This is a genomic window from Flavobacterium sp. K5-23 (assembly GCF_023278045.1).
GTDB lineage: Bacteria > Bacteroidota > Bacteroidia > Flavobacteriales > Flavobacteriaceae > Flavobacterium.
Genome location: NZ_CP056783.1, coordinates 164,062 through 187,341, shown reverse-complemented (window position 1 = coordinate 187,341; position 23,280 = coordinate 164,062). Strand labels below are relative to the sequence as shown.

24 protein-coding genes and 2 tRNA genes are annotated in these 23,280 nt (G+C 32.7%); 14 read left to right on the top strand and 12 right to left on the bottom strand.

Translation table 11 applies throughout. The features are described from left to right. Nucleotides 1–8: 8 nt before the first annotated feature. Nucleotides 9–974, bottom strand: coding sequence for an App1 family protein (locus FLAK523_RS00870; protein ID WP_248905422.1), 966 nt, complete (start codon nt 972–974; stop codon nt 9–11). Nucleotides 975–1,057: 83 nt separating this feature from the next. Between FLAK523_RS00870 and FLAK523_RS00865 the strand changes: the two genes are divergently transcribed. Continuing rightward, nucleotides 1,058–1,909, top strand: coding sequence for a diacylglycerol kinase family protein (locus FLAK523_RS00865; protein WP_248905419.1), 852 nt, complete (start codon nt 1,058–1,060; stop codon nt 1,907–1,909). 9 nt (nt 1,910–1,918) lie between these two features. On the opposite strand, the gene FLAK523_RS00860 is transcribed toward FLAK523_RS00865, so the two are convergent. After that, complete coding sequence (locus FLAK523_RS00860) at nt 1,919–3,067, bottom strand: peptidogalycan biosysnthesis protein (RefSeq protein WP_248905417.1); 1,149 nt, start codon at nt 3,065–3,067, stop codon at nt 1,919–1,921. Nucleotides 3,068–3,163: 96 nt separating this feature from the next. Between FLAK523_RS00860 and FLAK523_RS00855 the strand changes: the two genes are divergently transcribed. Beyond that, on the top strand, nt 3,164–3,442 hold the full coding sequence (locus FLAK523_RS00855) for a 4a-hydroxytetrahydrobiopterin dehydratase (RefSeq protein WP_248905415.1): 279 nt from the start codon (nt 3,164–3,166) through the stop codon (nt 3,440–3,442). A 55-nt stretch (nt 3,443–3,497) separates the two neighbouring features. On the opposite strand, the gene FLAK523_RS00850 is transcribed toward FLAK523_RS00855, so the two are convergent. Further along, a complete protein-coding gene (locus FLAK523_RS00850; protein WP_248905405.1) occupies nt 3,498–3,980 on the bottom strand; it encodes a DUF1761 domain-containing protein in 483 nt (160 codons plus the stop codon). Nucleotides 3,981–4,160: 180 nt separating this feature from the next. Between FLAK523_RS00850 and FLAK523_RS00845 the strand changes: the two genes are divergently transcribed. After that, nucleotides 4,161–5,015, top strand: a complete 855-nt coding sequence (locus FLAK523_RS00845) for a Two component regulator three Y domain protein (protein WP_248905382.1) — start codon at nt 4,161–4,163, stop codon at nt 5,013–5,015. A gap of 334 nt (nt 5,016–5,349) precedes the next feature. Here the strand turns inward: FLAK523_RS00845 and FLAK523_RS00840 are convergent. Next, nucleotides 5,350–5,422, bottom strand: a tRNA-Met gene (locus FLAK523_RS00840). A 34-nt stretch (nt 5,423–5,456) separates the two neighbouring features. After that, a tRNA-Met gene (locus tag FLAK523_RS00835) sits at nt 5,457–5,529 on the bottom strand. Between the two features lie 119 nt (nt 5,530–5,648). Here FLAK523_RS00835 and era point away from each other — a divergent pair. Beyond that, nucleotides 5,649–6,530: a GTPase Era gene (gene era / locus FLAK523_RS00830; protein ID WP_248905380.1), complete on the top strand. Its 882-nt coding sequence runs from the start codon at nt 5,649–5,651 to the stop codon at nt 6,528–6,530. 96 nt (nt 6,531–6,626) lie between these two features. Here era and FLAK523_RS00825 read toward each other — a convergent pair whose 3' ends face one another. Continuing rightward, nucleotides 6,627–7,133, bottom strand: coding sequence for a hypothetical protein (locus tag FLAK523_RS00825; protein ID WP_248905371.1), 507 nt, complete (start codon nt 7,131–7,133; stop codon nt 6,627–6,629). A 104-nt stretch (nt 7,134–7,237) separates the two neighbouring features. Here FLAK523_RS00825 and der point away from each other — a divergent pair, with 104 nt between their 5' ends. The 10 genes from der (at nt 7,238) to FLAK523_RS00775 (ending at nt 19,329) form a co-directional block, all read left to right on the top strand. Beyond that, nucleotides 7,238–8,548, top strand: coding sequence for a ribosome biogenesis GTPase Der (gene der, locus FLAK523_RS00820; protein WP_248905369.1), 1,311 nt, complete (start codon nt 7,238–7,240; stop codon nt 8,546–8,548). A 168-nt stretch (nt 8,549–8,716) separates the two neighbouring features. Next, nucleotides 8,717–9,862 (top strand): site-specific integrase, encoded by a 1,146-nt coding sequence (locus FLAK523_RS00815; protein ID WP_248905367.1) that lies wholly within the window; start codon nt 8,717–8,719, stop codon nt 9,860–9,862. 114 nt (nt 9,863–9,976) lie between these two features. Next, nucleotides 9,977–10,843, top strand: coding sequence for a hypothetical protein (locus tag FLAK523_RS00810; RefSeq protein ID WP_248905365.1), 867 nt, complete (start codon nt 9,977–9,979; stop codon nt 10,841–10,843). A 118-nt stretch (nt 10,844–10,961) separates the two neighbouring features. Then, on the top strand, nt 10,962–11,309 hold the full coding sequence (locus FLAK523_RS00805; protein ID WP_248905363.1) for a helix-turn-helix domain-containing protein: 348 nt from the start codon (nt 10,962–10,964) through the stop codon (nt 11,307–11,309). Nucleotides 11,310–11,312: 3 nt separating this feature from the next. Further along, the gene (locus FLAK523_RS00800; RefSeq protein WP_248905361.1) at nt 11,313–11,627 is read left to right on the top strand and encodes a hypothetical protein; all 315 of its coding nucleotides are present in this window, start codon (nt 11,313–11,315) and stop codon (nt 11,625–11,627) included. Nucleotides 11,628–11,658: 31 nt separating this feature from the next. Next, entirely contained in the window at nt 11,659–13,992 is a 2,334-nt protein-coding gene (locus FLAK523_RS00795) for a hypothetical protein (protein WP_248905359.1), read from the top strand. 295 nt (nt 13,993–14,287) lie between these two features. After that, nucleotides 14,288–14,848, top strand: coding sequence for a hypothetical protein (locus tag FLAK523_RS00790; protein WP_248905357.1), 561 nt, complete (start codon nt 14,288–14,290; stop codon nt 14,846–14,848). A 134-nt stretch (nt 14,849–14,982) separates the two neighbouring features. Continuing rightward, nucleotides 14,983–15,546 (top strand): TM2 domain-containing protein, encoded by a 564-nt coding sequence (locus FLAK523_RS00785; protein ID WP_248905354.1) that lies wholly within the window; start codon nt 14,983–14,985, stop codon nt 15,544–15,546. Between the two features lie 145 nt (nt 15,547–15,691). Beyond that, the gene (locus tag FLAK523_RS00780) at nt 15,692–16,255 is read left to right on the top strand and encodes a DUF4468 domain-containing protein (protein ID WP_248905352.1); all 564 of its coding nucleotides are present in this window, start codon (nt 15,692–15,694) and stop codon (nt 16,253–16,255) included. Nucleotides 16,256–16,542: 287 nt separating this feature from the next. Continuing rightward, nucleotides 16,543–19,329 carry an outer membrane beta-barrel protein gene (locus FLAK523_RS00775; RefSeq protein WP_248905350.1) on the top strand — a complete coding sequence of 929 codons (2,787 nt, stop codon included), beginning with the start codon at nt 16,543–16,545 and terminating at the stop codon, nt 19,327–19,329. Nucleotides 19,330–19,413: 84 nt separating this feature from the next. Here the strand turns inward: FLAK523_RS00775 and FLAK523_RS00770 are convergent, their stop codons facing one another. The 6 genes from FLAK523_RS00770 to FLAK523_RS00745 form a co-directional block, all read right to left on the bottom strand. Then, a complete protein-coding gene (locus tag FLAK523_RS00770) occupies nt 19,414–19,650 on the bottom strand; it encodes a hypothetical protein (RefSeq protein WP_248905349.1) in 237 nt (78 codons plus the stop codon). Nucleotides 19,651–19,819: 169 nt separating this feature from the next. Then, a complete protein-coding gene (locus FLAK523_RS00765) occupies nt 19,820–20,635 on the bottom strand; it encodes a YgcG family protein (RefSeq protein ID WP_248905347.1) in 816 nt (271 codons plus the stop codon). Further along, complete coding sequence (locus FLAK523_RS00760) at nt 20,635–21,072, bottom strand: TPM domain-containing protein (RefSeq protein WP_248905345.1); 438 nt, start codon at nt 21,070–21,072, stop codon at nt 20,635–20,637. Before FLAK523_RS00760 ends, FLAK523_RS00765 begins: the two co-directional genes overlap by 1 nt. A gap of 153 nt (nt 21,073–21,225) precedes the next feature. Beyond that, a complete protein-coding gene (locus tag FLAK523_RS00755; RefSeq protein WP_248905343.1) occupies nt 21,226–21,813 on the bottom strand; it encodes a LemA family protein in 588 nt (195 codons plus the stop codon). A gap of 12 nt (nt 21,814–21,825) precedes the next feature. Then, entirely contained in the window at nt 21,826–22,158 is a 333-nt protein-coding gene (locus tag FLAK523_RS00750) for a MerR family transcriptional regulator (protein ID WP_248905342.1), read from the bottom strand. A 61-nt stretch (nt 22,159–22,219) separates the two neighbouring features. Next, nucleotides 22,220–23,197: a M23 family metallopeptidase gene (locus tag FLAK523_RS00745; protein WP_248905340.1), complete on the bottom strand. Its 978-nt coding sequence runs from the start codon at nt 23,195–23,197 to the stop codon at nt 22,220–22,222. Nucleotides 23,198–23,280 lie beyond the last annotated feature (83 nt).

Genomic DNA, 23,280 nt, shown 5'->3' with positions numbered 1-23,280 from the left:
TTGTGTTTTTAAAGAATCAATCCTATTTCCTTAGAATGAGCGAGGGCCTCTGAACTATTTTTAAAATAACAAACGGCAATATTCAAACTCTCTAGATTTTCCAGTGCTAGGGTGACTTTTTCTTTTTTATGCTTTCCTGCCTGCCGGATGTAAATTGCTTTTACTGTTAAAGGAAAAATTTTACTTATCGATTCATATAAAAAAGGATCTTTTTGAGAATCATCACCTATCAAAACATATTTTAGATTTGGGTAGAATTCTAATATGTGTTTTATTTTTTCAAATTTATGATTGTGTCCCCCTCGTCCTGTCCAAATAAAATTAGTCAAACTTGTTTTAATGTCTTTTAACAATAAAACGGCTTTTGGGAGTTCGTGGATTTCAGTGAATCTCACGATAAATCGGTATAAATTCCATTCGCTACTGGAAACATAAAAAAAGGCATTTTGCTCCCCTTTGTTGCTTCTTCCAGCTGTACTTAAAGCTTGATAATGAGGAACAACATCTTTATATATTTTTCTGGAATTAACATTCAAAAATAAAAGATTGTATAATTTTTTTAAGGGATTTACCGTGTACGAAACTAGAAAAGTATCATCAATATCTGAAATGATTCCTAATTCCCCTTTTTGAGGACGCACATAACTCTCCTTGCTTACGATTTCTTTGTTATCGTGTATAATGCTCACCTCATAATCAACCCAGCCATATTGGTCCTGATTTAACGGAATGCAAAATTTAAAATAACCGTCTATTAATGTCTTGGTGTGTATTTTAATGTTGTTGTGAGTCAAATAGACATCGGCATTTAACTGCGTTTTTATTCGAAACATACTAATGATAGAGCTCGCATTCTTGAAATTCTTCGAGAGGAAATCATAATCTTTCCTATTAGTTGGTTTAAAGACATGCCCCATCACAATCAATTCCTGCTCATTAGCATATCCGCGATATAACTTTAAAATTGGCTTCATTTGATCGAATACTTTTGAAGTGTGTTTAAATTTAATTAAATTTAAGGAATTAAAGAAGTATTGTGTTGAAAAAGAATGTTATAATGATTTCTAATCCTGTGTCTGGCGGTATTGATAAATCGGAATTTATCGAGGCCACAGCACTTTTTGCTGCCAAAGAAAATCTAAATTTTATTCTTTATGAAACTTCGGGAACCAATGATATTTTAAAAATACAGGAATTGTACGCTGCCTTTAAACCGGAACGAATTATTGTTGCAGGTGGAGATGGAACTATTAAAATGGCAAGTGAAGCAATGGAAGAGGAGGATGTAATTCTTGGAATCCTACCGGCGGGTTCTGCAAACGGCCTGGCAGTCGAATTGAATTTAATTAAAACTTTAGATGAAAACCTCATTATTGCTTTTCATAATAATTTTATGGAAGTGGATATGGTAGTCATTAACGGTAAAAGAAGTTTGCATCTTAGTGATATAGGATTAAACGCGGAACTTATTAAAAACTATGAAAATAGTGCTATACATGGAAGATGGGGCTACGCTTTACAGGTTTTTAATACTTTAATTGGTAAAGAAGAATTATTTGAAGCTATAATTTCTGCTAATAATGCGGTTATTGAATGCGAGGCTCATATGATTGTTATTGCAAATGCCCAAAAATATGGCACAGGAGTTGTCATCAATCCTCACGGTGTGCTGGATGACGGTAAGTTTGAATTGATTATTTTAAAAAATTTGGACTTAATGGTTTTTGGAAAAATCGTTTCGGGTAATATGCCTTTAGATCCAAAAGAGGTTCTTATTATTTCAACTGATAAAGCCACGATTAAAACTAATATTCCCGTTAGTTTTCAAATAGACGGAGAATTTTGCGGTGCTGAAACCGAACTGAATATTGAAATATTATCAAAAAAAACTAAAATAGCGATTCCTTGATTTTTCAAATTATTTAAACGGATTTCGCTCCTGCCATTCTAATTTAGGTTCGAAATAGTTAAAAGCTTTCGATATGAAGAAATTGATAAAAGGATTGCTGTGTTTCATTAGTCCGTACATAGTAACAGCCTTGGCCCCTACAGAGCTTTTGATTTCCAAGGCGGTTCTTGCGAAAATAATTTGGCTGAACCCTTTATTTATAGAATAACCTATCATATCATACAACATATTCAAGTAGAGCATTTTCTCCCTTTGGCACTTTTCATCATAGCCTAGAAAATAGGTATCAATGTCATCGCCGTTTTTTATCAATGTATTAAAGCCTATTAAATGGTCATCTATAAAATACCCGTAAAAAAGGAATTTGTCTTTCAACGATTTTTTAAAAAAAGTAAAATGATTTTCTGGTAAATAGAAAGTGTTGAACGGAGCATTTTTAGCAACATCCATATATAATTCGTGTATTCTTGTATTGTAGAGTTTGATTTCTTCGAGTGACAATTTCCTTTTTGAAATCCCGTCCGCCTTTTTTCTGGCTCTTTTATATTGATCTCTATATTTTTTACTAATACTTTCAATGTAATTGTCAAAGGTGTTCCAGGAATCTCTAATATGGAAAATCATATTAGGCTGTGTGGTGAACTGAAAGTAAGATTTGAATTCGGGAATGTTATAATGTTGAATTTCCGTTTCTGAAATGTCTTTAAAAATAGTTAGATGAACCTTTGATTTTTTTTTATTGAATTCGTTTCCTAATTCAATAGCTACCTTGTTTAATAATAGGAGACCTTCTTGATAAGGAAGTTTTTTGCTAAAACTATACCCGTTTTGACCAGTCAGCATATTGTTTCCAATCACTAATACATTAGAACTTAAATTTTTAAAAGCAATATTCCTGATTTTTGTTTTTATGCAATTGTCCCTTTCTCCAAATGAACTTACATCACTTAAATTTATAAATTGAGATAATGCGATACCTACTAGTTCTGAATCAATGAATAACCCAATGAAATGGCAAGTCATATTTTTTGGAGCAGAAATCTCTAATAAGTTTAAATAATCCTTAGATAGAAATATATTGTTTATAGCTAAAGTGTCCCAATTAGAAGGGAGGTTGTGTACGGAAGAATATATTTGAAATGAAAAATTAGAATCCAAGGTATCGTTTTATTATATTTTACGAAATTAATATATAAAGTTAAAAGAGAAAGTAATTGAGGTAATTTTAACTAATTTTATTAAAAAGTAACCATTATGAATGTATATAACGAAATAACGGCAAAGCCGGTTTTGCTAAGTTTAAAGGACTGGAGCTATAATAATAGCGGAATTGAAAAGAAGTTTACTTTCAAGAATTTCAGTCAAGCACTTGGGTTTATAGTTCAAGTGGGACTCTTAGCCGAAAAACAAAACCATCATCCAGAACTTTTTAATGTTTATAATAAAGTAGATATTCGTTTGTCGACTCACGATGCAAATGGACTCACGGATAAAGATATTGAATTGGCTACTGCAATAGAAAAATTGTTGTAAAAAAAACTCGTCTCCTTAAATATTAGAAGACGAGATTTTATATGGGTATGATTTTTTAAGTCCAAGCACAAATAATACCGCCCATTATAGTAAAGCAAACAATCCAAAAACCTCCGCTTACTAATGTGTATTTCCAGCTTCTTTTTTCAAAAAGGGCATTTGTACCTATAATTGGTAGTGCAAGAAATAAACCTGTTAGGAAGCCATGAAGCGCTCCGTGTTTGAATGTTCGGAATGCAGTTCCATAATCGGCCATAAAAGCTTCATAAGATGGTTTTGCAGATGCTGCATCTCCACCAACCATACTAAAGGCTCCCCATTGATGTATGGCTAGAGATTGAAGAATTATTCCCATAAGGAAGGCGTAAATTACCGCCATTCCAAAAATTAAGAACATATTGCCGCCTTTCATTTTGTCTTCAGTCATTCCAGATTCTTTCATCCAGAGCGTTCCAAAAACTTTTGGGTGATACCATACAAATCCTACTAATAATGTTGATACTGCAGCTACTAAAAGTGCTAAGAAGTTAATTTCCATAAGGTTATGATTTAGGTTTGAAATTCAAATATAATTCTTTTTTTTAAATATGCTAGTTAATATTTTGTAAGAATAATACCTTTTTAAAGTAACAAAAAGTGTAGTTCGTCGATTATTTTTGCTCATAGGCTATTTAGTAGCTACTTTTAAATATTCAAAATAAGTAATACCCCATAAGTTATGAAAAATCTACTTACCCTACTGTTAACTGTTTTTGCTTCATTTTCTATGATGGCTGATGTTTCAATTTCAGACAAGGCAACTCTTTTAAAATTGTATAAGTCTACTAATGGTGAAAACTGGACTAAGAAGTGGGATTTATCTACGCCAATTTCAACTTGGTATGGAGTGAAATTAAATGGAGATAAAGTTATTTCTTTGGATTTATCCGATAATAATTTAGTGGGAGAAATACCTTCTGAAATTTCTAATCTTGTAGATCTGCAAGAAATTAATTTTCATAAAAATAGTATTACGGGTACTATTCCAATGTCATTAGAAAACTTAAAAGATTTAAAAGTTTTGGATCTTTCATTTAATAAAATTACTGGTGTAATACCTGCGTCAATTTGTGAAATGAAAAATTTGCAGAATCTTGCTCTTTATATGAACAGCATTACTGGTGCACTTCCTGAGCAAATTGGGAATTTACAGCAATTAGTAACATTGGCAGTTTTTAATAATGAGATAGAAGGTCAAATACCAAGTTCTCTTTATAAAGTTAAAACATTAAAAGTGTTACTGTTAAATAGTAATAAGTTAAGCGGGAAGTTGAGTAATGAAGTTTCAAATTTAAAAATGTTAGAGAATTTTAGTTTGTTTGAAAACAATATGGATGGTCAAATTCCTTTTGATTTAGAAAATCTAGTTAATCTTAAAGAAATGAATATTTCTTATAATAAGTTTAGTGGTTTGACTTCAAAAAAACTGGCGATTTTGGACACCTTAAATATGACAATGGTAAATGAAAAAGGAGCAATGGTCTTATTGAATGTATCACTTGATAACTCCCGTCCTTTTGTGTCTGAAGATTAAATGGATGTTTATAATGTAATTACAGCAGTTTATTTACTGTTTTTAAGATAGTTGTTTTTAATGATTTAGTTAGTCCAAAAAACCTGTGGAGTTTATTCTTCACAGGTTTTTTCGTTTTTTTTAAAGGGTGTATGGGTGTCGAATTTTAAAGTCTATGCAATTAAAGGCAAAGAAATAGGTAGATCCCTAAACTTGCTTTACTATTTGACTTATTATCAGTTAAGATGATATGCTGATAAAGAGTGTATTGAATTGTTATGAAAGGGAAGAGGTTTGAAATATTTTAAGTATACTGCATAAAAAAAAGCCTCATATTTCTATGAAGCTTTTCTAGTAGCGGGAACAGGACTCGAACCTGTGACCTTCGGGTTATGAGCCCGACGAGCTGCCTACTGCTCTATCCCGCGATGTGCGTTTTGTAATCTCAATAAGGCTACTTAGTAGCGGGAACAGGACTCGAACCTGTGACCTTCGGGTTATGAGCCCGACGAGCTGCCTACTGCTCTATCCCGCGTTGTTTCGGAGGCAAAGGTACAACGATATTTGTTATATCCAACATAATTTATAAAAAAAATGTTTTATTTCGTCTATTGACTTGATATAACTACCTTTGCAAAATAAATAATATATTAAATGTCACATAAAGCAGGTTTTGTAAACATTATAGGGAATCCAAACGTTGGGAAATCAACGTTAATGAACGCATTTGTAGGGGAAAGGTTGTCTATCATTACGTCTAAAGCGCAAACAACTCGTCATAGAATATTAGGTATTGTAAATGGAGAAGATTTTCAGCTTATCCTTTCTGATACCCCAGGAATCATCAAACCAGCATACGAAATGCAGGCTTCGATGATGAACTTTGTAAAGTCAGCTTTTGAAGATGCTGATATTTTGATTTACATGGTGGAGATAGGGGAGCAGGATTTAAAAGATGAAGCCTTTTTTAATAAAATTATTCACGCTAAAATTCCAGTTCTTTTATTGTTGAATAAGATTGATAATTCAAATCAAGAGCAACTAGAAGAGCAAGTGGCTTTCTGGACTGAGAAAGTTCCAAATGCCGAAATTTTTCCAATTTCAGCACTAAAGAATTTTAATGTACCTGAAGTTTTTGGTAGAATAATTCAATTATTGCCAGAATCACCAGCCTATTATCCAAAAGATCAATTAACAGATAAGCCCGAACGTTTCTTCGTTAACGAAACGATTCGTGAGAAAATTTTATTGAATTACAGTAAAGAAATTCCTTATGCGGTAGAAATCGTAACTGAAGAATTTGTTGAAACTGACGATATCATTAGAATTCGTTCGTTGATTATGGTGGAACGTGATACCCAAAAAGGAATTATTATTGGCCATAAAGGTGCTGCCTTGAAAAAGGTAGGTATGGAATCTCGTGCTGATTTAGAAAAATTCTTTGGAAAACAAATCCATATTGAGTTGTACGTTAAGGTCAATAAAAACTGGAGAAGCAACGCAAATATGCTAAAACGATTTGGATACAATCAATAGTTTTTCAATATTGTAATTTTCATTTTGAAGTTACAATGTAAATTTAAAAGTCCCAATACATTCTATAGAAGATTGCATTGGGACTTTTTTTTGCTTTCAGTTAATATATTCTTTTAGAATTGTATTAAAACAGGCTTCCAGTTCATTCATCTGCTGGTGTCCTTTTTTTCTAATGAATTTAGCCAGATAATATAACGAAAACCAAAAGGCAACCATCAGTGTCATTATTGTTAAATCTAATGTTGTAGAATTTTTTAATACATAATGAGAATAAGCGATACCACTAAAAATTAAAAACATTCCTGCAATGATGAAATGGAGAAACATAAAAAAAGTCCAAAGAGTTGGGTCAGGTCCATACAGTCCTCTAATATGAGTTTCAGAATCCCCTTTTGGCACTAATTCTAGATGCAAATGAGGTGTCCAATATCTTTTCTTGGGAGTGGCGATGTTTATCCAGATGTGATTATCCGCTTTTTTTATGATGAAATCACCCTTTTTTTCATTGGAATAGCAATCAAATTTTTGTCTGGTATGTTCTATGTTTTCCGAAATATCTTTGTAAAAACGCAGTCGAAGTGTTATCTCATTTTCGGGGTTCATATAATAAAATTTGGAATTTTATAACTAAGGTTTGAGCTAATATAGTAAAATAATTGATATTCGCTCTTTTTACACTACCTTTGCAAAATATTTGAATTTATATTATGAACAATATTGTTGCGATAGTAGGAAGACCTAATGTGGGGAAATCAACCCTTTTTAATAGGCTGATACAAAGAAGAGAAGCCATTGTAGATTCAGTTTCGGGAGTTACCCGTGATAGAAACTATGGTAAGAGCGAGTGGAATGGAAAAGAATTTTCAGTAATTGATACGGGAGGATACGTACGTGGATCGGATGACGTTTTTGAAGGCGAAATTCGTAAACAAGTAGAGTTAGCTATTGATGAGGCTGATGTAATTATATTTGTAGTAGATGTTGAAGAGGGTATTACTCCTATGGACGATGCTGTTGCAAGACTATTACGTAAGGTGACGAAACCCGTTTTACTTGCAGTAAATAAGGTTGACAACGCTATGCGTGAAAAAGATGCTATAGAATTTTACAACCTTGGTTTAGGTGAGTATTATACTTTTGCTAGTATTTCAGGAAGTGGAACAGGAGATTTATTGGATGCTTTAATTGAATCATTCCCTATAAAGCCTGAACCAACACAAGAAGAAGTAGTATTACCTCGTTTTGCTGTTGTAGGACGTCCTAATGCAGGTAAATCAAGTTTTATAAACGCATTGATTGGTAAAGATCGTTATATCGTTACTGATATTGCTGGTACAACCAGAGATTCTATTGATACTAAATTTGACCGTTTTGGATTCGAATTCAATTTGGTGGATACTGCCGGAATTCGTCGTAAAGCTAAAGTGAAGGAAGATTTAGAGTTTTACTCTGTTATGCGTTCAGTTCGTGCAATCGAGCATTCTGATATTTGTATCTTGATTATTGATGCCACTCGTGGATTTGAAGGTCAGGATCAAAGTATTTTTTGGTTAGCCGAAAAGAACAGAAAAGGAGTTGTTATTTTAGTAAACAAATGGGATTTAGTTGAGAAAGAAACGATGTCTACCAGAGATTACGAAGATAAAATTCGTGAAGAATTAATGCCATTTACTGATGTGCCTATCTTGTTTGTTTCTGCTTTGACAAAACAACGTTTATTGAAAGCACTGGAAGCTACGGTTAAAGTTTATGAAAATAGACAACAACGTATCGCTACTTCAAAATTCAACGAATTTATGTTGAAAGTGATTGAAGCATACCCACCGCCAGCAACTAAAGGGAAGTACGTGAAAATTAAATATTGTATGCAATTACCAACGCAAACGCCACAATTTGTGTTTTTTGCTAATATGCCACAATATGTTAAGGAACCTTACAAGCGTTACCTTGAAAATAAAATTAGAGAAAATTGGGACTTTTCAGGAGTGCCTATCGATATTTATATCAGAGAAAAATAATACAGCAAAATAAACTGTTGTTAAACACATAATAAACCCTTGTAAGTTATTGCTTTTCAAGGGTTTTTTGTTGTTTTATGTTTTGTTTGTTAATGGTTGTTATTTGTTTGTTTTGTTTATATTTGTACCTCATCTGTACCTCATTTGTACCTCAAAAAATATTTGGCAATGGCAGTAAAAGTAACGCTTCGCAAAAAACCAATTTCAGGCAAAAGACATAGCTTGTACCTCGACTTTTATCCAGCAGTTATAAATTCTGAAAGTGGAGAGAAAACACGTAGGGAATTTTTAGGTTTGTATGTCTTTGACAATACAAGGAATCCGCTTGACAAGGTGCATAATACTAATACTTTAAATATAGCGGAACAGATAAGGCAAAAGAAAGAAAGTGAGTTTAATAAGCCTGAAATATACAGTACGCTGGAACAGGAACAGATTAGAAAGAATAAAAAACAGGATGGGGATTTTATCACATATTTCAAAAAACTAGCTGAAAAGAAAAATTCATCTAATCGTTTTATTTGGTTAGGAAGTTGTGATTTTCTAAAATTACACAAAGGAAACACTTTGAAGTTTTCAGATATTGACCCTGAGTTATGCGATGGATTTAAATTTTTTTTAGAAACTACCAAAAGCAAAAAGAGTGATAAGATGCAATTGTCTGAAAATTCGATTAAGACGTACTATGACAAATTTCGTTCAGCATTAAAACAAGCATACAAAGATGGTTACCTATCTGAAAATATAGCAGATAAAACCAATGCTGTTAAACAAGCTGAAACTCATAGAAACTACTTAACACTTGAAGAACTTAATAAACTGGTTAAAACGAACTGTAAAAGCCCTGAGATTAAAATACAGGCTTTGTTTTCAGCCCTCACAGGCTTAAGGCGTTCTGATATTCAAAAACTGATATGGGAAGAAGTGCAACACGTAGAGAATAGTGGTTATTTAATTAGATTTAAACAGAAGAAAACAGGAGGTTCAGAAACGTTGCCAATAACTGAACAGGCTTTTGGTTTGTTGGGAGAAAGGAAACAATCCTTTGAAAAGGTTTTTAGCCTAATAGAAAAAACAAACCAAAGGGATAACAGATATTTAACTCAGTGGGTTTTGGATGCTGGAATTAGCAAGAAAATAACGTTTCACTGCTTCCGCCACACGTTCGCCACTTTGCAGTTATCAATGGGAACGGATATTTATACCGTTTCGAAAATGTTAGGACATAAAGACTTAAATACTACACAGATTTACGCTAAGATTATTGACGAAACAAAGAGGACGGCATCAAATAGAATTAAACTTGATTTTTAAAAAGGAAATAATTTGGATTATTTAAGAAATGGGAATTTATTTTTTTCTCTATACGCATCAAAAATAATTCAACTAATAAATAATATTGATTTTGATATGTATGTATTAAAATCTATGGCACAACATTCTGCAAAAATTAAAATAGATATGAGGGAAAAATTATTTGAAATTGGAAAAAATTGGTTAAAAATTTCAGAAGAATATTCTTTTTCAGAAAGTGAAAGCTTTTTTATTAAGGAAAATTTCTGGCCTATTATAGTAGTAAATAGTTACGATACCGAATGGGTAAAAAACCAATTAGATTATTATAAATTAGAATTTATCAAAGAAAATAAAATCTTTGATTTAGATATTTTCAAAAGGAATAACCTTGATTTTTTAGTTTTCGAATTAAATGAATACCTTGATAATATAAAAAAAGGTAAGACAAAAATCTGGACTGAAAGAAAAGGTGATTATTTCCATTGGTTCAAATTGCACTTAGACACAAAATCATACACACTACTTATTTCAGACAAAAATGAAATCCAGCTTGAAATTTATTTTAAAACTCTTTTATCCGAAATTTTAAAATTCATTGAAGCTGAACAAGTCTTGCCTATTCGAGATATAGAAACGATAACGGAACAAGAAACACCAATATCAGAACAGGAAACACCGATAACGGAACAGGAAACACCTATAACATTAAGCGATGTAATTACACACGCAAATAGCGTTGAGATAGTGGAAAGGGTAAAAGTTCAATATAAAAACATTAAAGGCAAACGGCTAAAATTATTATTGTTGGCTTTTCAGGATTTAAACCTATTACCAAAAGAAAGGATTGCGAATAAATTTCATAAATGTTGCGAAAAGGAATTTGACTGGGAAATTGCATCTTATACCGCAATGAATGGGCATAAATTCAATGAGGTTACTGATAGTGTTGAGTTTACGAGTATGAAACAATACCTTGAAACATTAATCAAAACAAATTAAACCACTTGTACAAACTTGTATTTACTTTTATACAAGTTAATACAACTGAATATCAATGAGTTAAGCTAATAAAACACCATAATTTTACATCAGAAAATAATTTAAAACTGTTGTAAAAATGGAAAATTTAACACAAGGTTTAACCCTTGAAACATTACCGAAAGCCTTTGCAATTCTTACCAATGAAGTAAGCGAAATAAAAAGGCTATTACTTGAAAAGAGTAACGAACAACCAACTAAAACTGATTGTTGGTTTGATTTAAATGAACTTTGTATTTACCACCCAGACAAACCGAGTAAGCATACCGTTTATGGATGGGTTAACCTTGGTATTATTCCCGTACATAAAGGAGGGAAAAAATTACGGTTTCTAAAATCAGAAATTGATAATTGGTTGATGCAAGGTAAAAAAATGACAGTTGCAGAATCTTCTTTGAAAGCGGAACAATATCTTAAAAAAAAATAAGCGATGGAAAGTACCAACACTAACCACCGCTCCGTAAATCACAACAAATATAGTGAATATCAAAGCGTAAAAAACCAAGTGCCAATAGTTTTTAAAGCGTTTTTTGATGAGCCTAAAACTATGAAAGAAGTCGAACTCGATACGAATATTGACAGGGCGTATATTTGCCGTTACGTCGCTACATTCTTAAAAGAGAATAGAATCTCTTTTTTACACGACAGAAAATGCCGAGCAACGGGAAGCCTTGCAGGAGCATACACCACAAACCCCGAGTTATTCCCGAAATCAAACCAATTATCTTTATTCGATGAGTTATAAATTATTACAAGACAAACAAAACGTCGACGTAATGAGCGACTGGATAGAGGAATTTACAAAGAGAATCCAAACGGAAAGCAAATGCCGTAAAGAATCATTCACTTTTTATGATGCGTGTAAAAGAGAGCATTATCACACCAAAAGGGATGAAGTTTTTTTGTCGGTTGTTTCTTTTTTAAGAAGTGAGCCGTTAAGGAATAACGACTATGTAAAATTTGTTTCGTGTTACATTAATACGGGTATAAAACTCGATGCTAAATACTTTAAAAACAACCTCAACAAGTTAAGCGAGTATTATAAAAAAGTAGATGAAGCAAAAGCAAAAGGCGAAACATTCAGCCCGTTTAGTTTAAAAGTATACAAAAGATATGTTTTGTTTATGGCATTGAAGTTTAGCGGGGAATACACAAGCGATTTAGACGAGGGATTTGGAGTTCAAACCGTTGTGCATAGAGAATACAACCCCTTAACAAATATACCGTCTGTATTGCGTGGGGAATTGCCTTTTAAAGTAAAAGAGTACGACATTAAAAGAGCGTTCCCCACGTTTATTGATATTGAATTAAAAGCAGAATATAGACAAATCGTTTATGATATTCTCGACAAAAAAACTTTTGCTTATTTGCTTAATTCAAATGTTACTAATAATGGAACAGATCGAAACGAAATTTTAAAAGAGTTATCAAAGGTTTACGGCAAAGATGCGGACAAAGTTTGTACCCTTGAGAGGTTCAACACCAAAGGAGGTGCGTTTTTAGACTTCTCAAGGTACGAAAAGGAATACATCCACAGATTTGTAAGCGAAAATGATTTAGTTGATTACGTGCGACTACACGACAGCGTTTTTGTTCTTGCCGAAACTGATTGTAATTTTTTTGTTTTTGATTGGGTCGAGTTCTCTATTAAGGAATGTATAAAGCCAGCGATTGAAAATGAAATAGCAAACTTTTATACAATTGACGAAAATGACAAAGTTTATACTTCGCCAACGATGTACGCCGATTTTTTTATTCAAGAAAAATTCATAAGAATTTCGACACCTGACGACAAAATATTTTTATTAAGAGATACTAATAACGTTGTTGATTTTTTCAATCATAATACTGACACGGTTTCTTTTTTGAAAAGTAATATAAATGAGTTGGGAAGTTCATTTGATGCAGTAGCCGACACAATAGCACGGGAAAATTTTAGTACAATAAAAAACAGTTTTTTATTAATTCCCTCAGTAGAGTTAAAATACTATTCAGACGATAAAAATACTTTCGGACTGCCTTTTAAAAATGGTTTCTACTATTACGATATGGATGACAAAGGAATATTTAAACGAAAAGAGTACGCCGATGTAAACGGATTTTTTGCACCTCACGAAATACAAAGCCGAGAGTTTGATTATACCGATGAGGTTGGGATGTTTGAGCAGTTTTTAATTAGAGCCTCGATAGGACGAAAAGAAGCCAATACCCAAGACACTAAGAACATTGTCGAGAGTTTTAAGACTATGTTTGGTTATTTGTGCCACAACTATAAGGATAGTACAAAAAACCCTTGTATTGTCCTTACGGATATGGATGCAGACGACGAAACCCGAAACGGACGGCGGGGGAAAACTTTAATTTCAAAAGCAGTACAGGAAGTACAGGAGTCAATTATTAAGGGGGGCAAAGAATTTGATAGCGGTTATACTTTTGTTTTTGCAGACCTTGAAAAAAAGCATAATGTTTATATTATTGACGACGTGCCAGCAGGTTTTAAATATGATGATTTATACACAAATATTTTAGGCGATATATCTTGTCAAAGAAAAGGGTCAAAAGCTGAATCTATAAAGTTTAGAGATGCGCCAAAATTCGCTATTACTTCAAATTGGGTTGTTCCTTATGATGAGAGGAACGCCTCGACAAATGGGCGGTTTATTGAATACAAGTTTACGAACTACTATAATACAAGTAACACCCCGAAAGATGAATTTAAGTGCGCCTTTTTTCAAGATTGGAACGCCGACGAATGGAATCGTTTTTACTCTTTTGTTTTTCGATGTGTTGAGTTGTATTTACAAAAGGGAATCATAAAAACCGAGTACAATAAGGCGGGCGATAATTTCAAAGCGTATTTTAATAACGATGTGATTTTTACTGAATTTGAACGGATTATTAAATATTTAATTCCGATTGACAGTTTCAATGTAACGGACTTTTTAAGAATCTACGATGACAAAGAGAATCCTTTTAGATTTAAAAAAATGTTTACACATACGAACGCAAAACGTTTTATTGATGCGTGGATAGGTAAATTTAATTCCGAAAAAAGGGAATTTGGTTTTGAGTATTGCAAAAGGACAAAGTATTGGATTAAAAAACACTAATTAGTTACGGTTGTTACAAATGCGTTACGGTTGCCGTTACGGTTCAAACCCACGCCATTATTAGAATATTACGGTTGTTACGGTTAAAAGTAATGTACTGACAGATTTTAAAAAGTAAGTATAAAAAAGAATGTTACTTATTTCATATTGTATTATGAGTTGAATTTAACCGTAACAACCGTAACTTGTTTGAAAATCAAATAGTTATCTGTAACAATAAGTGTAACACAAGCGTAACACGTTACAGATAGAGTATAAACGTTCCCTAATAATTTAGGTTATAAATCAAAGCAAAATGAGTATAGAAAGTTGTAACACGGTAAGCATTACCAAACTCAAAGAATGGGGTTATTTGAATTACGGTATAAAATCGGGTATAATAAGTTGGAGTAGTTCGGGAGAAGTACTTTCAAGGATAGGTATAAAATCAACTATTTTGGAACACGAAAAATTTATAACACTTGACTACAAACAAAGCGGGGAAAGTATTAACTATAATGTTCGTATTGTTTCTATACCGTCGAATTTAGGCAAAGGAGAAATTTTATATTTTGTTTGTCCGAATACTGGAAAGCATTGCAGAAAATTGTATCATAATTCTAAATACTTTTTGCATCGAGAAGCGTACCGATACTTGTATTATGAAAAGCAATTAGAGTCCAAAAAGAGCCGTTTCTTAGTTTCAATATTCGATAAGGTATTTATAAAAGATGAGGTTTATGCACAGATTTATAAGAAGCATTTTAAAACCCACTACAACGGAAAAGAAACGAAACGATATAAAAAGATTTTGGATAAAATAAAATTAGCCGAGAGTTTCCCGTCAGGAACGTTTGAAAGATTGCTAATGATGTAAAATAAATTTACTCGTTTACGGGAAACCGTAAAGTAAATGATTTTTAACAGATTACATTTGAGCATTATTACTTTTTAAAAATGAGGTAAGCCGAAAACTTAATAGAGTAGGCAATTAATTTAAATCAATAAATTATGTTAGGAAGTTCAGACTCAACTACTGCAACATTGCCATTCTCAAAGGCAGAAATTTTCAAAGCTATTTTATCCGTAGCAGAAAAAATGAAGGGTTTTAAGATAAAAGATTCAGATGGAATGTTGGGAAGAATTAATCTCACTACTTCAGCTTCTGCAACTTCTTGGGGGGAATCTATTCCAATTCAGTTAAATGAAAAAGATGAAAATAAAACTGAAATTTCTATAGTGTCCAAATCAAAAACAGGAGTTTTGGCAGGCGGTGCATTAACAAAAAAGAATGAACAGAATGTTGAACTATTATTAAGTAACGTTTCTAAATTTCTACAAGGAAAAGAAATTGTTGTCAAGGGAGGTTCTGAAAAAGGGTTAACAATAACTTTATTAATTGCTATTTTTTTCGGATGGCTTGGTTTGCATAGATTTTATGTTGGTAAATGGAAAACAGGGCTATTATACATGTTCACATTGGGAGGATTAGGAATAGGTGTTGTAGTTGATTTAGTTAGACTCATTATGGGGAACTTTACTGATAAAGAAGATAATTACGTATCTAACTGGTAAACTTCATTTTCAAATATCAAGACTATTTTTTTTATAACCTTTCAGAGATGAGCGGTTTTATTATGAAATATCACTAAAAGCGGGTATTGTGAAAATGATTTAATTCAAGTTATTGATAGCATTAATAATCCAAATTATAAAAAATATGAAAAAAATATTACTATTACTATTCTTTGCTTCAGGTATTATGAATGCACAGGAAACAGAATTCAAGTTTGCCAAAGAAGGATTTACGGATTATGTTGTCGGAATTGTTGAAGGTAAAACAGCACAAGAATTATACAAAAAAACTTTGGATTGGGTTTCGATAACTTACAAGAACCCAAAAGAAGTAATCAAAGCACAAATTGAAAATGATTACATAAGAATTGAAGGTTCTAAGTCTAATATGATATGTATGAAAGCTTTAGGTATGCTAACTTGTAATGATGTTAGATACCAAATTGAAATATCATTAAAAGAGGGAAAATATAAATTTGATTTAACAAAACTTGAACAATATACACCACCGTCAAAATACACCGTTATAAGCGGTTGGAGTGAAGTAGGATTAGCAAATACAAGTGTCTATTATAAAGAAAATGGCGATTTAAGAAGCCTTTTTAAATTATATCCAACATCAATAGAAACGGAATTTAATTCATTAAATACATCATTAAAGGATTTTTTGAAAAGTGATACTATACCAAGTAAAAAAAGTGATTGGTAAAATATAATTAAACTAGTTTTATAACACAAAGAGTAACTGTTGAAGTTGCTCTTTTTTTTGTTAAAATAGCCAACCACAGGTAAGAGGTATTCATTCTAAAAAGAAAAATCTTGTAAATATTTGTACCTCATTTGTACCTTAAAGTTGTAATCAATTGTAAATTAGATAGTAATATTTATATCAGAGAGAAATAAAAATGTTAAAAAATTCGTAAGAAATTACGTATTTACATAATAAATGCCTTAATTCGCTGTTGGTTTCAATCACTAACAGCGAATTTTTTATTTATGTCAAAAGTCTTTTTCTTTCTTTTCTTTTTCTCATTATGTTTTTCTTCATTTGCTCAAAACAATATTACTATAAAAGGTAAAATTCTGGAAGAGAACACTCAGATTCCACTGGAGTCAGCCACCGTTTATCTCTCTTCCGTAAAAGACTCCACGGTAATTGATTATACGATTTCCGATAAAAACGGTTTTTTTAAATTTGACACTAAAAAAATCACTACTCCTTTTTTTCTAAAAATATCTTATATGGGGTATCAAACCTTTAAGAAGGAAGTTGTGTCCCTATTGGAAAGCAAAGATTTTGGTATTTTGCACTTGTCTGAAAATCCAAATAACCTAGTTGAAGTAGTAATTAAAAGCGAGGTGCCGCCTATTCGAATAAAGAAAGACACCTTGGAATTTAACGCTTCCTCATTTAAGGTTCGTCCTGATGCTAATGTCGAAACCTTGTTAAAGCAATTGCCTGGGGTGGAAATTGGCACCGACGGGAAAATCACTGTAAATGGTAAAGAGGTAAATCAAATTCTGGTAAACGGCAAACCGTTTTTTGACAAAGACGGAAAAATTGCTCTTCAAAATCTGCCTTCAGACATTATCAATAAAGTTCAGATTACCGACACGAAAACCAAAAAAGAGGAGTTGACAAATCAAGCTGCAAGCTCTAATAACGCCAGTATTAACCTGACCATAGATGAAGATAAAAACAAAGGTTTTTTTGGGAAATTCATGGGTGGTTTTGGAACGGCTGACCGCTATGAAAGCAGTGCGTTGGTCAATTATTTTAAAAACAAAAGAAAAATAAGCGTCTTAGCGTCCTCTAACAATATTAATTCGACGGGTTTCTCCATGGATGAAATATTTGATAATATGAAAGGAGGGCGAAATACTTCTTTTTATTATTCTGATAACGGTTCTTTTGGAATAGGGAGTATGCGATTTGGTGGAGGGAAAGGAATTACTCGCTCGAATATGGTAGGTGTGAATTACTCGGATGAATGGTTTAAAGGATTTGAACCAAGTGGTAGTTACTTTTTTACCAATTCCAATTCTGAAAATAAAAACAGATCAAAACAGACTGTCTTCTTGCCAACGGGAAATTTCACAACTGAATCAAGTGCTGAATCGGATGAAGAGAATAATGGACATAATTTTAATTTTCAATTTGAATATAAGATCGACTCTACCGCATCAATTGTAATTTCCCCGAAATTTATTAAATCTAATTCTACATACAGAAACAATTCTTTCGAGTTTTCCAAAGATGAGAGCAACCAATTATTAAACGAAAATACGTCCCTGGTTTTTGACGAAAGTGACAAGGCTAATTTTAACAATTTGATAGAATACAATAAGTCTTTTAATAAAAAAGGGAGGCATATGAGTCTGTCGTTTGAGAATGTAAACGCTAAGGAGAACCTGAACTCGTTGAATAAAACGAATACCTTTTTTTACCAGGGTTCCGATCCCGATGTTATCCGTGATCAAATTAGAGTTAACAAAAATTTCAATGATAAATATACTTCTGAAATTGAATATGCGGAGCCTATAACTGATTCCTTGAAAATTAAAATAGGTGCCGATTATTCTTGGCAAAAAACGACTGAAGATAGGGATACTCACGATTTTAATTCAAGTTCTCAATCTTACTCAGACTTGAATGCAAGTTTAACTAATTATTTTGAGTCAAATATTATAACCGTTAAACCAAAAACGGGAATTAGCCTGAATAAAAAAAAGTACAATATTAGTCTGAATACCGGTATTTCGATTACTCAATTCGATAACGAATCTCTATACCTTAATACAAAAACAGTACTCAGCAGAAATTATGTTTTGCCTTATGCGGAAGGACAAATAAGTTACAAATTCACTAAGTCAAAATCATTATGGATGAGTTATGGATATGATATTAACTTTCCAACAGCAAGCCAGATTTTGCCGGTTGAGAACCTTGCTAATCCGTTAAACACCTATATAGGAAATGTAGATTTAGACCCTAATAAAAGTCATAGAGGATATTTTAGCTTTAGAGATTATGATTATGCCAGTCGTTCAGGATACAGTGTCTATTTTGGTGGTGATTATTTTGACAGTCAGGTGGTTTCCTCAACGGTTTTCGATGCAAATAGAAAAAGGAGAACTACTTATGAAAACGTATCAGGAACCTATTCCTCTTGGTTTGGTTTTAATTGGAATAAATCCATAAAAAAGGATGCCCATAATTTCAAATTTGGATTTGGTTTGAGTGCGAATTTTGGTTTGTCAAAAGGTTTTACAAATGGGGTTTTGTTTGAGGCAAACACATTGAGATTGACCCCTAGAGCAAATTTCACCTATGAATATGGGGAGTTGTTGACTATCAATCCAACTTATAATGTGAGCTTTAATGATACCAAGTACACCAATTACTTGTTGAGCTCGACATCCAATGTAACTCATAAATTCAATATTCAAACCACTAATTATTGGCCTAAAAATTGGGTGTTTGGAAATGATTTTGGATATACCTTCAACTCTAATATTGCGGATGGTTTCAAAAAGGATTTCTATTTGTGGAATACTAGTTTAGCCTATAGTTTCTATAATAAAAAAATAACTGCCAAAGTAAAAGTATATGATTTGCTAAACCAAAATCAGAACGCCACAAGAACAATAACACCAACAGCTATCCAAGACGAAGAGAATATTGTTTTAAAACGATACCTTATGTTCTCGCTGACTTATAAATTAGAAAAATTTGCAGGTAAAGAAAAATCGTCAAAAGGAGGTCACTTTATGTTCTTTTAAAGAAAAAATACCAATCCCGAAACTCTTCAGGATTGGTTTTTTATTTTGGAATTTTAATTGCGATTTATATTCGAAAGAATGGTGCTAATTTTCATCTTCATCCAACGTTTTCACGGGATTGTCTTCATACCAATCCTTGAATGTTTTGGTGGTGGTGTAATCATCTTTCAATACGGTATAAACCATATAAGGGATCAAGAACAATCCTATTATATGTAAACCCATTATTACTGGTAGAATGACAGTTGTTTGGCACAAACCAGCAAAAACAAAAACAAATACTGTGGTAAACCACACGAGTTTAATTGCATAATTTTTCATAGCCTTATTTTCTATTAAAGTTACGTTTAATAGACTAAATAAATAGTTAATACATTGGTAATCAATTATTAATATTTATGATAAGATAGGGTTGACTAATTTATAAAAACAAAAAAAGCTGCAAATTGCAGCTTTTTTTGTTTTTATAAATTGAAAAATTGATTTTTTTTTACCAACCTCCACTAGAGCCTCCACCGGAGAATCCGCCGCCACCGAATCCACCACCGAATCCGCCGCCTCCGCCAAATCCACCACCAGATGAACCGCCACCGAAACCACCGCCTCCGCCGCCACGTCCAAGACTGCTTAGAATAATGACATCCAGTAAACTAGGCCCGACACCGCCACCACGGTTTCCAGAATTTCCACCACCACCGCCTTTGTTTTTAGAAATAAGAACAAGGATTATGATGATAATGATAATGAAAGGTGCTATTGGAAAATCTTTTCCTTTGTTTTGCTTTTTTCTTTCACCTTTGTATTTGCCTTTAAATACATCAATAAGGGCATCAGTTCCTTTATCTAAGCCTTTGAAGTAACTTCCGGCTTTGAATTCAGGTGTGATAATATTTCGGATTATTTCTCCTCCAATTCCAGCTGTCAATCGATCTTCTAATCCATAACCGGGATTAATTGCAATTTTCCTTTCTTGTTTGGCAATTAAAATAATAACTCCATTGTCTTCTTTTGCTTGACCAAAACCCCAAGTGTGTGCCCATCTAGTCGCTAGTTGACTGACATCTTCCCCTTTCAGGCTTTCAACGGTAACAATTACAATTTGAGTCGTGGTTGAGTCAGAATAACGGATTAATTTATCTTCTAATTGCGTTTTTTCTGATGCGCTTAATACGTTAGCATAATCGTAAACTGATGTCGCTAAACTTGGCTTTTCGGGTATAGTAAACTGTGCAAAACCTATTTGTGTAGCAAATAGACAAATAAGTAATTTCAGGAAAATTGTTGTATTCTTTTTTTGTAATATCATTATCCTTTTGAGATTTCGTTTGATAATTCATTCGTGTCATCTTCAGACCATGGGAAATGTTTCTTTAATTCTTCGCCAGCTTTTAAAATACCATCTACCAAACCTTGTTTGAAATTTCCGTTTTTAAAATGAGCAACCATTGTATCTTTTGTACTGTCCCAAAAATTATTTTTAACAATGTCATTAATGCCTTGGTCACCACAAATGACAAATGTTTTGTCTTTTACAGCTAGATAAATTAAAACCCCATTTTTAAGTTGGGTTTCGTCCATTTTAAGATCATGAAAAACTTCCAGTGCACGATCAAAAGGGTCTAGGGCAGTTGTTTTTTCTAGATGAACTCTAATTTCTCCAGAGGTGTTTTTTTCAGCCACGCGAATCGCTTCTACAATTTCATGTTCTTCTTCCGGGGTTAAAAAATCTTCTACTTTTGACATAAGCTTATTTTTGTTTAAAACAATTAATATAGATCAAAGGGAATGGACGAATTATTAATTTAAAAACCATTAAGAAATTAAGATTCATTAAGGCTTAATGTTCTGAATTTCTTAATGGTTTATCCTATATTCCCATTTGGTGGTTAGGTTTTTTTAGAATTTAACTTCTACAGGTTTTTCAGCGCCAGCTACAGCTTCGAAATAAGGTTTTTCTTTAAGTCCATACATTCCAGCCAAAATGTTTCTTGGGAAAGTATTAATGTTGTTGTTGTATGGCTTAACCGACTCGTTAAAACGGGTTCTGGCAGTCAAAATTTGGTTTTCAGTACTTGCTAGTTCATCTTGTAATTTCATGAAACTTGCATCAGCTTTCAGATTTGGATATTGCTCAACACTTACTAATAATTTAGATAGAGAAGAAGAAACACCAGATTGAGCCGAATTAAACGCAGCTAATTGTTCTGGGGTTACTTTACTTGGGTCAATAGTTACTGCAGTTGCTTTAGCTCTTGCTTCGATTACTGCTGTTAAGGTGCTTTTTTCATGTTCTGCATACCCTTTTACAGTACTTACTATATTTGGTATTAGATCATTTCTTCTTTGGTATGCCGTATTAACATTCCCCCAACTTTCTTTTACATCTTGTTCAAGTGTCACTGCATTATTATATATTCCAGTAGACCAGCTGTAAATTCCAAAAATAATAACGGCTCCGATAATCCAAGGCAAAAATCTTTTCATAGTTGTTTAATTTTAAATTTGATTTTTAATATTTGTTAATTGTGTTCTTATTGTTTCTAGTTTTCGGATAATTTCAAACTTATCCAATGTTTTTTTCTGTCCTTCTTTCAAGTGTGTTTTGGCACCTTCCAGCGTAAATCCTCTTTCTTTAACTAGGTGATAAATGAGTTGTAAATTAGTTACATCTTCAGGAGTAAACATTCGATTACCCTTAGCATTTTTCTTTGGTTTGAGAATGTCAAATTCGCTATCCCAAAAACGAATAAGAGAAGCATTCACATCAAATGCTTTGGCAACTTCACCAATGCTGAAATATCTTTTGTCTTTGGAAAGTTCAATATGCATATTGTTTTTTTATTTGACTTTTTTATTATTTAATTGAATACTGCTATCTGAACACTTTCTATTAGTCTAATGATTGATTCTCTTGGTTTGCCAGTTGTGAGATAGCAACATATTCCACTGCCGATATATTACCGTAATAAAAATTAAGTGGGTTCACCACTTTGTTGTTTTTATGTACCTCGTAATGCAAGTGTGGCCCTTCAGATCTTCCTGTGCTACCTACATATCCTATAATGTCACCTCGTTTGACACTTTGTCCAGGTCTGCAATTGTATTTGCTTAAATGAGCGTAATAAGTTTCGTATCCATAACCATGCCTAATTACTACATGATTTCCAAAACCAGATGCGGTGTTATCCGCTCTTGCAACAACTCCGTCTCCAGTGGCATAAATAGGAGAGCCCGTTTTTGCAGTGAAATCCATCCCTTCGTGCATTTTCCTAACTTTAGTAAATGGATCTGTTCGGTATCCAAAACCAGAAGCCATTCTTTTTAAATTCTCATTTCTTACTGGCTGAATGGCAGGGATAGCCGACAATAATTTATCTTTTTCTTTAGCTAATTTTAAAATATGATCTAGTGATTTAGATTGAATGGCTAATTCTTTAGCAAGAATGTCCACTCTTTTTGTAGTATTCAATACAAGTTGAGTATTGTCATATCCTTCTAAAGCTTCATATCTGTTTTTGTCTTTGAAACCTGATTTTCTTTCCTCAATAGTAATGGGGGAAGTGTTGAAATAGGTGCGGTATAAATTATTGTCTCTATCTTCTATCGCAGCAACTACGTTGTTGAGCTGATTTATTCGAGTATTCAAAACGGAATAATTTAACTTTAAATTGTCCATTTCCCGAATTAATAGTCGGTCTTTTGGAGTGTCAAAATAAGGAGTGTTAAGTAAAATTACAAAACTAAGGAATCCAAACAACCCCGAAGCCACTAAAAACAAGGCTGCAAAGCCAAATTTCTTTCTTTTTCGGACTTTTATTTTTCGATACGCTAGATTTTCAGAATCGTAATAATATTTTACTTTCGCCATATTTTAAAATACACTATTTTTGCACCTTTATAAAGTGTTAGTCCAACAAATTTAATAAATGTTTCAGTTGTTCAGCCCTTTTT

What these genes read in the sequence shown, in the direction of transcription:
- FLAK523_RS00870 (WP_248905422.1), bottom strand. Translation starts at nt 974, where the DNA reads ATGAAGCCAATTTTAAAGTTATATCGCGGATATGCTAATGAGCAGGAA.
- FLAK523_RS00865 (WP_248905419.1), top strand. Translation starts at nt 1,058, where the DNA reads ATGATTTCTAATCCTGTGTCTGGCGGTATTGATAAATCGGAATTTATC.
- FLAK523_RS00855 (WP_248905415.1), top strand. Translation starts at nt 3,164, where the DNA reads ATGAATGTATATAACGAAATAACGGCAAAGCCGGTTTTGCTAAGTTTA.
- FLAK523_RS00850 (WP_248905405.1), bottom strand. Translation starts at nt 3,980, where the DNA reads ATGGAAATTAACTTCTTAGCACTTTTAGTAGCTGCAGTATCAACATTA.
- FLAK523_RS00845 (WP_248905382.1), top strand. Translation starts at nt 4,161, where the DNA reads ATGAAAAATCTACTTACCCTACTGTTAACTGTTTTTGCTTCATTTTCT.
- era (WP_248905380.1), top strand. Translation starts at nt 5,649, where the DNA reads ATGTCACATAAAGCAGGTTTTGTAAACATTATAGGGAATCCAAACGTT.
- FLAK523_RS00825 (WP_248905371.1), bottom strand. Translation starts at nt 7,133, where the DNA reads ATGAACCCCGAAAATGAGATAACACTTCGACTGCGTTTTTACAAAGAT.
- der (WP_248905369.1), top strand. Translation starts at nt 7,238, where the DNA reads ATGAACAATATTGTTGCGATAGTAGGAAGACCTAATGTGGGGAAATCA.
- FLAK523_RS00815 (WP_248905367.1), top strand. Translation starts at nt 8,717, where the DNA reads ATGGCAGTAAAAGTAACGCTTCGCAAAAAACCAATTTCAGGCAAAAGA.
- FLAK523_RS00810 (WP_248905365.1), top strand. Translation starts at nt 9,977, where the DNA reads ATGGCACAACATTCTGCAAAAATTAAAATAGATATGAGGGAAAAATTA.
- FLAK523_RS00805 (WP_248905363.1), top strand. Translation starts at nt 10,962, where the DNA reads ATGGAAAATTTAACACAAGGTTTAACCCTTGAAACATTACCGAAAGCC.
- FLAK523_RS00800 (WP_248905361.1), top strand. Translation starts at nt 11,313, where the DNA reads ATGGAAAGTACCAACACTAACCACCGCTCCGTAAATCACAACAAATAT.
- FLAK523_RS00795 (WP_248905359.1), top strand. Translation starts at nt 11,659, where the DNA reads ATGAGCGACTGGATAGAGGAATTTACAAAGAGAATCCAAACGGAAAGC.
- FLAK523_RS00790 (WP_248905357.1), top strand. Translation starts at nt 14,288, where the DNA reads ATGAGTATAGAAAGTTGTAACACGGTAAGCATTACCAAACTCAAAGAA.
- FLAK523_RS00785 (WP_248905354.1), top strand. Translation starts at nt 14,983, where the DNA reads ATGTTAGGAAGTTCAGACTCAACTACTGCAACATTGCCATTCTCAAAG.
- FLAK523_RS00780 (WP_248905352.1), top strand. Translation starts at nt 15,692, where the DNA reads ATGAAAAAAATATTACTATTACTATTCTTTGCTTCAGGTATTATGAAT.
- FLAK523_RS00775 (WP_248905350.1), top strand. Translation starts at nt 16,543, where the DNA reads ATGTCAAAAGTCTTTTTCTTTCTTTTCTTTTTCTCATTATGTTTTTCT.
- FLAK523_RS00770 (WP_248905349.1), bottom strand. Translation starts at nt 19,650, where the DNA reads ATGAAAAATTATGCAATTAAACTCGTGTGGTTTACCACAGTATTTGTT.
- FLAK523_RS00765 (WP_248905347.1), bottom strand. Translation starts at nt 20,635, where the DNA reads ATGATATTACAAAAAAAGAATACAACAATTTTCCTGAAATTACTTATT.
- FLAK523_RS00760 (WP_248905345.1), bottom strand. Translation starts at nt 21,072, where the DNA reads ATGTCAAAAGTAGAAGATTTTTTAACCCCGGAAGAAGAACATGAAATT.
- FLAK523_RS00755 (WP_248905343.1), bottom strand. Translation starts at nt 21,813, where the DNA reads ATGAAAAGATTTTTGCCTTGGATTATCGGAGCCGTTATTATTTTTGGA.
- FLAK523_RS00750 (WP_248905342.1), bottom strand. Translation starts at nt 22,158, where the DNA reads ATGCATATTGAACTTTCCAAAGACAAAAGATATTTCAGCATTGGTGAA.
- FLAK523_RS00745 (WP_248905340.1), bottom strand. Translation starts at nt 23,197, where the DNA reads ATGGCGAAAGTAAAATATTATTACGATTCTGAAAATCTAGCGTATCGA.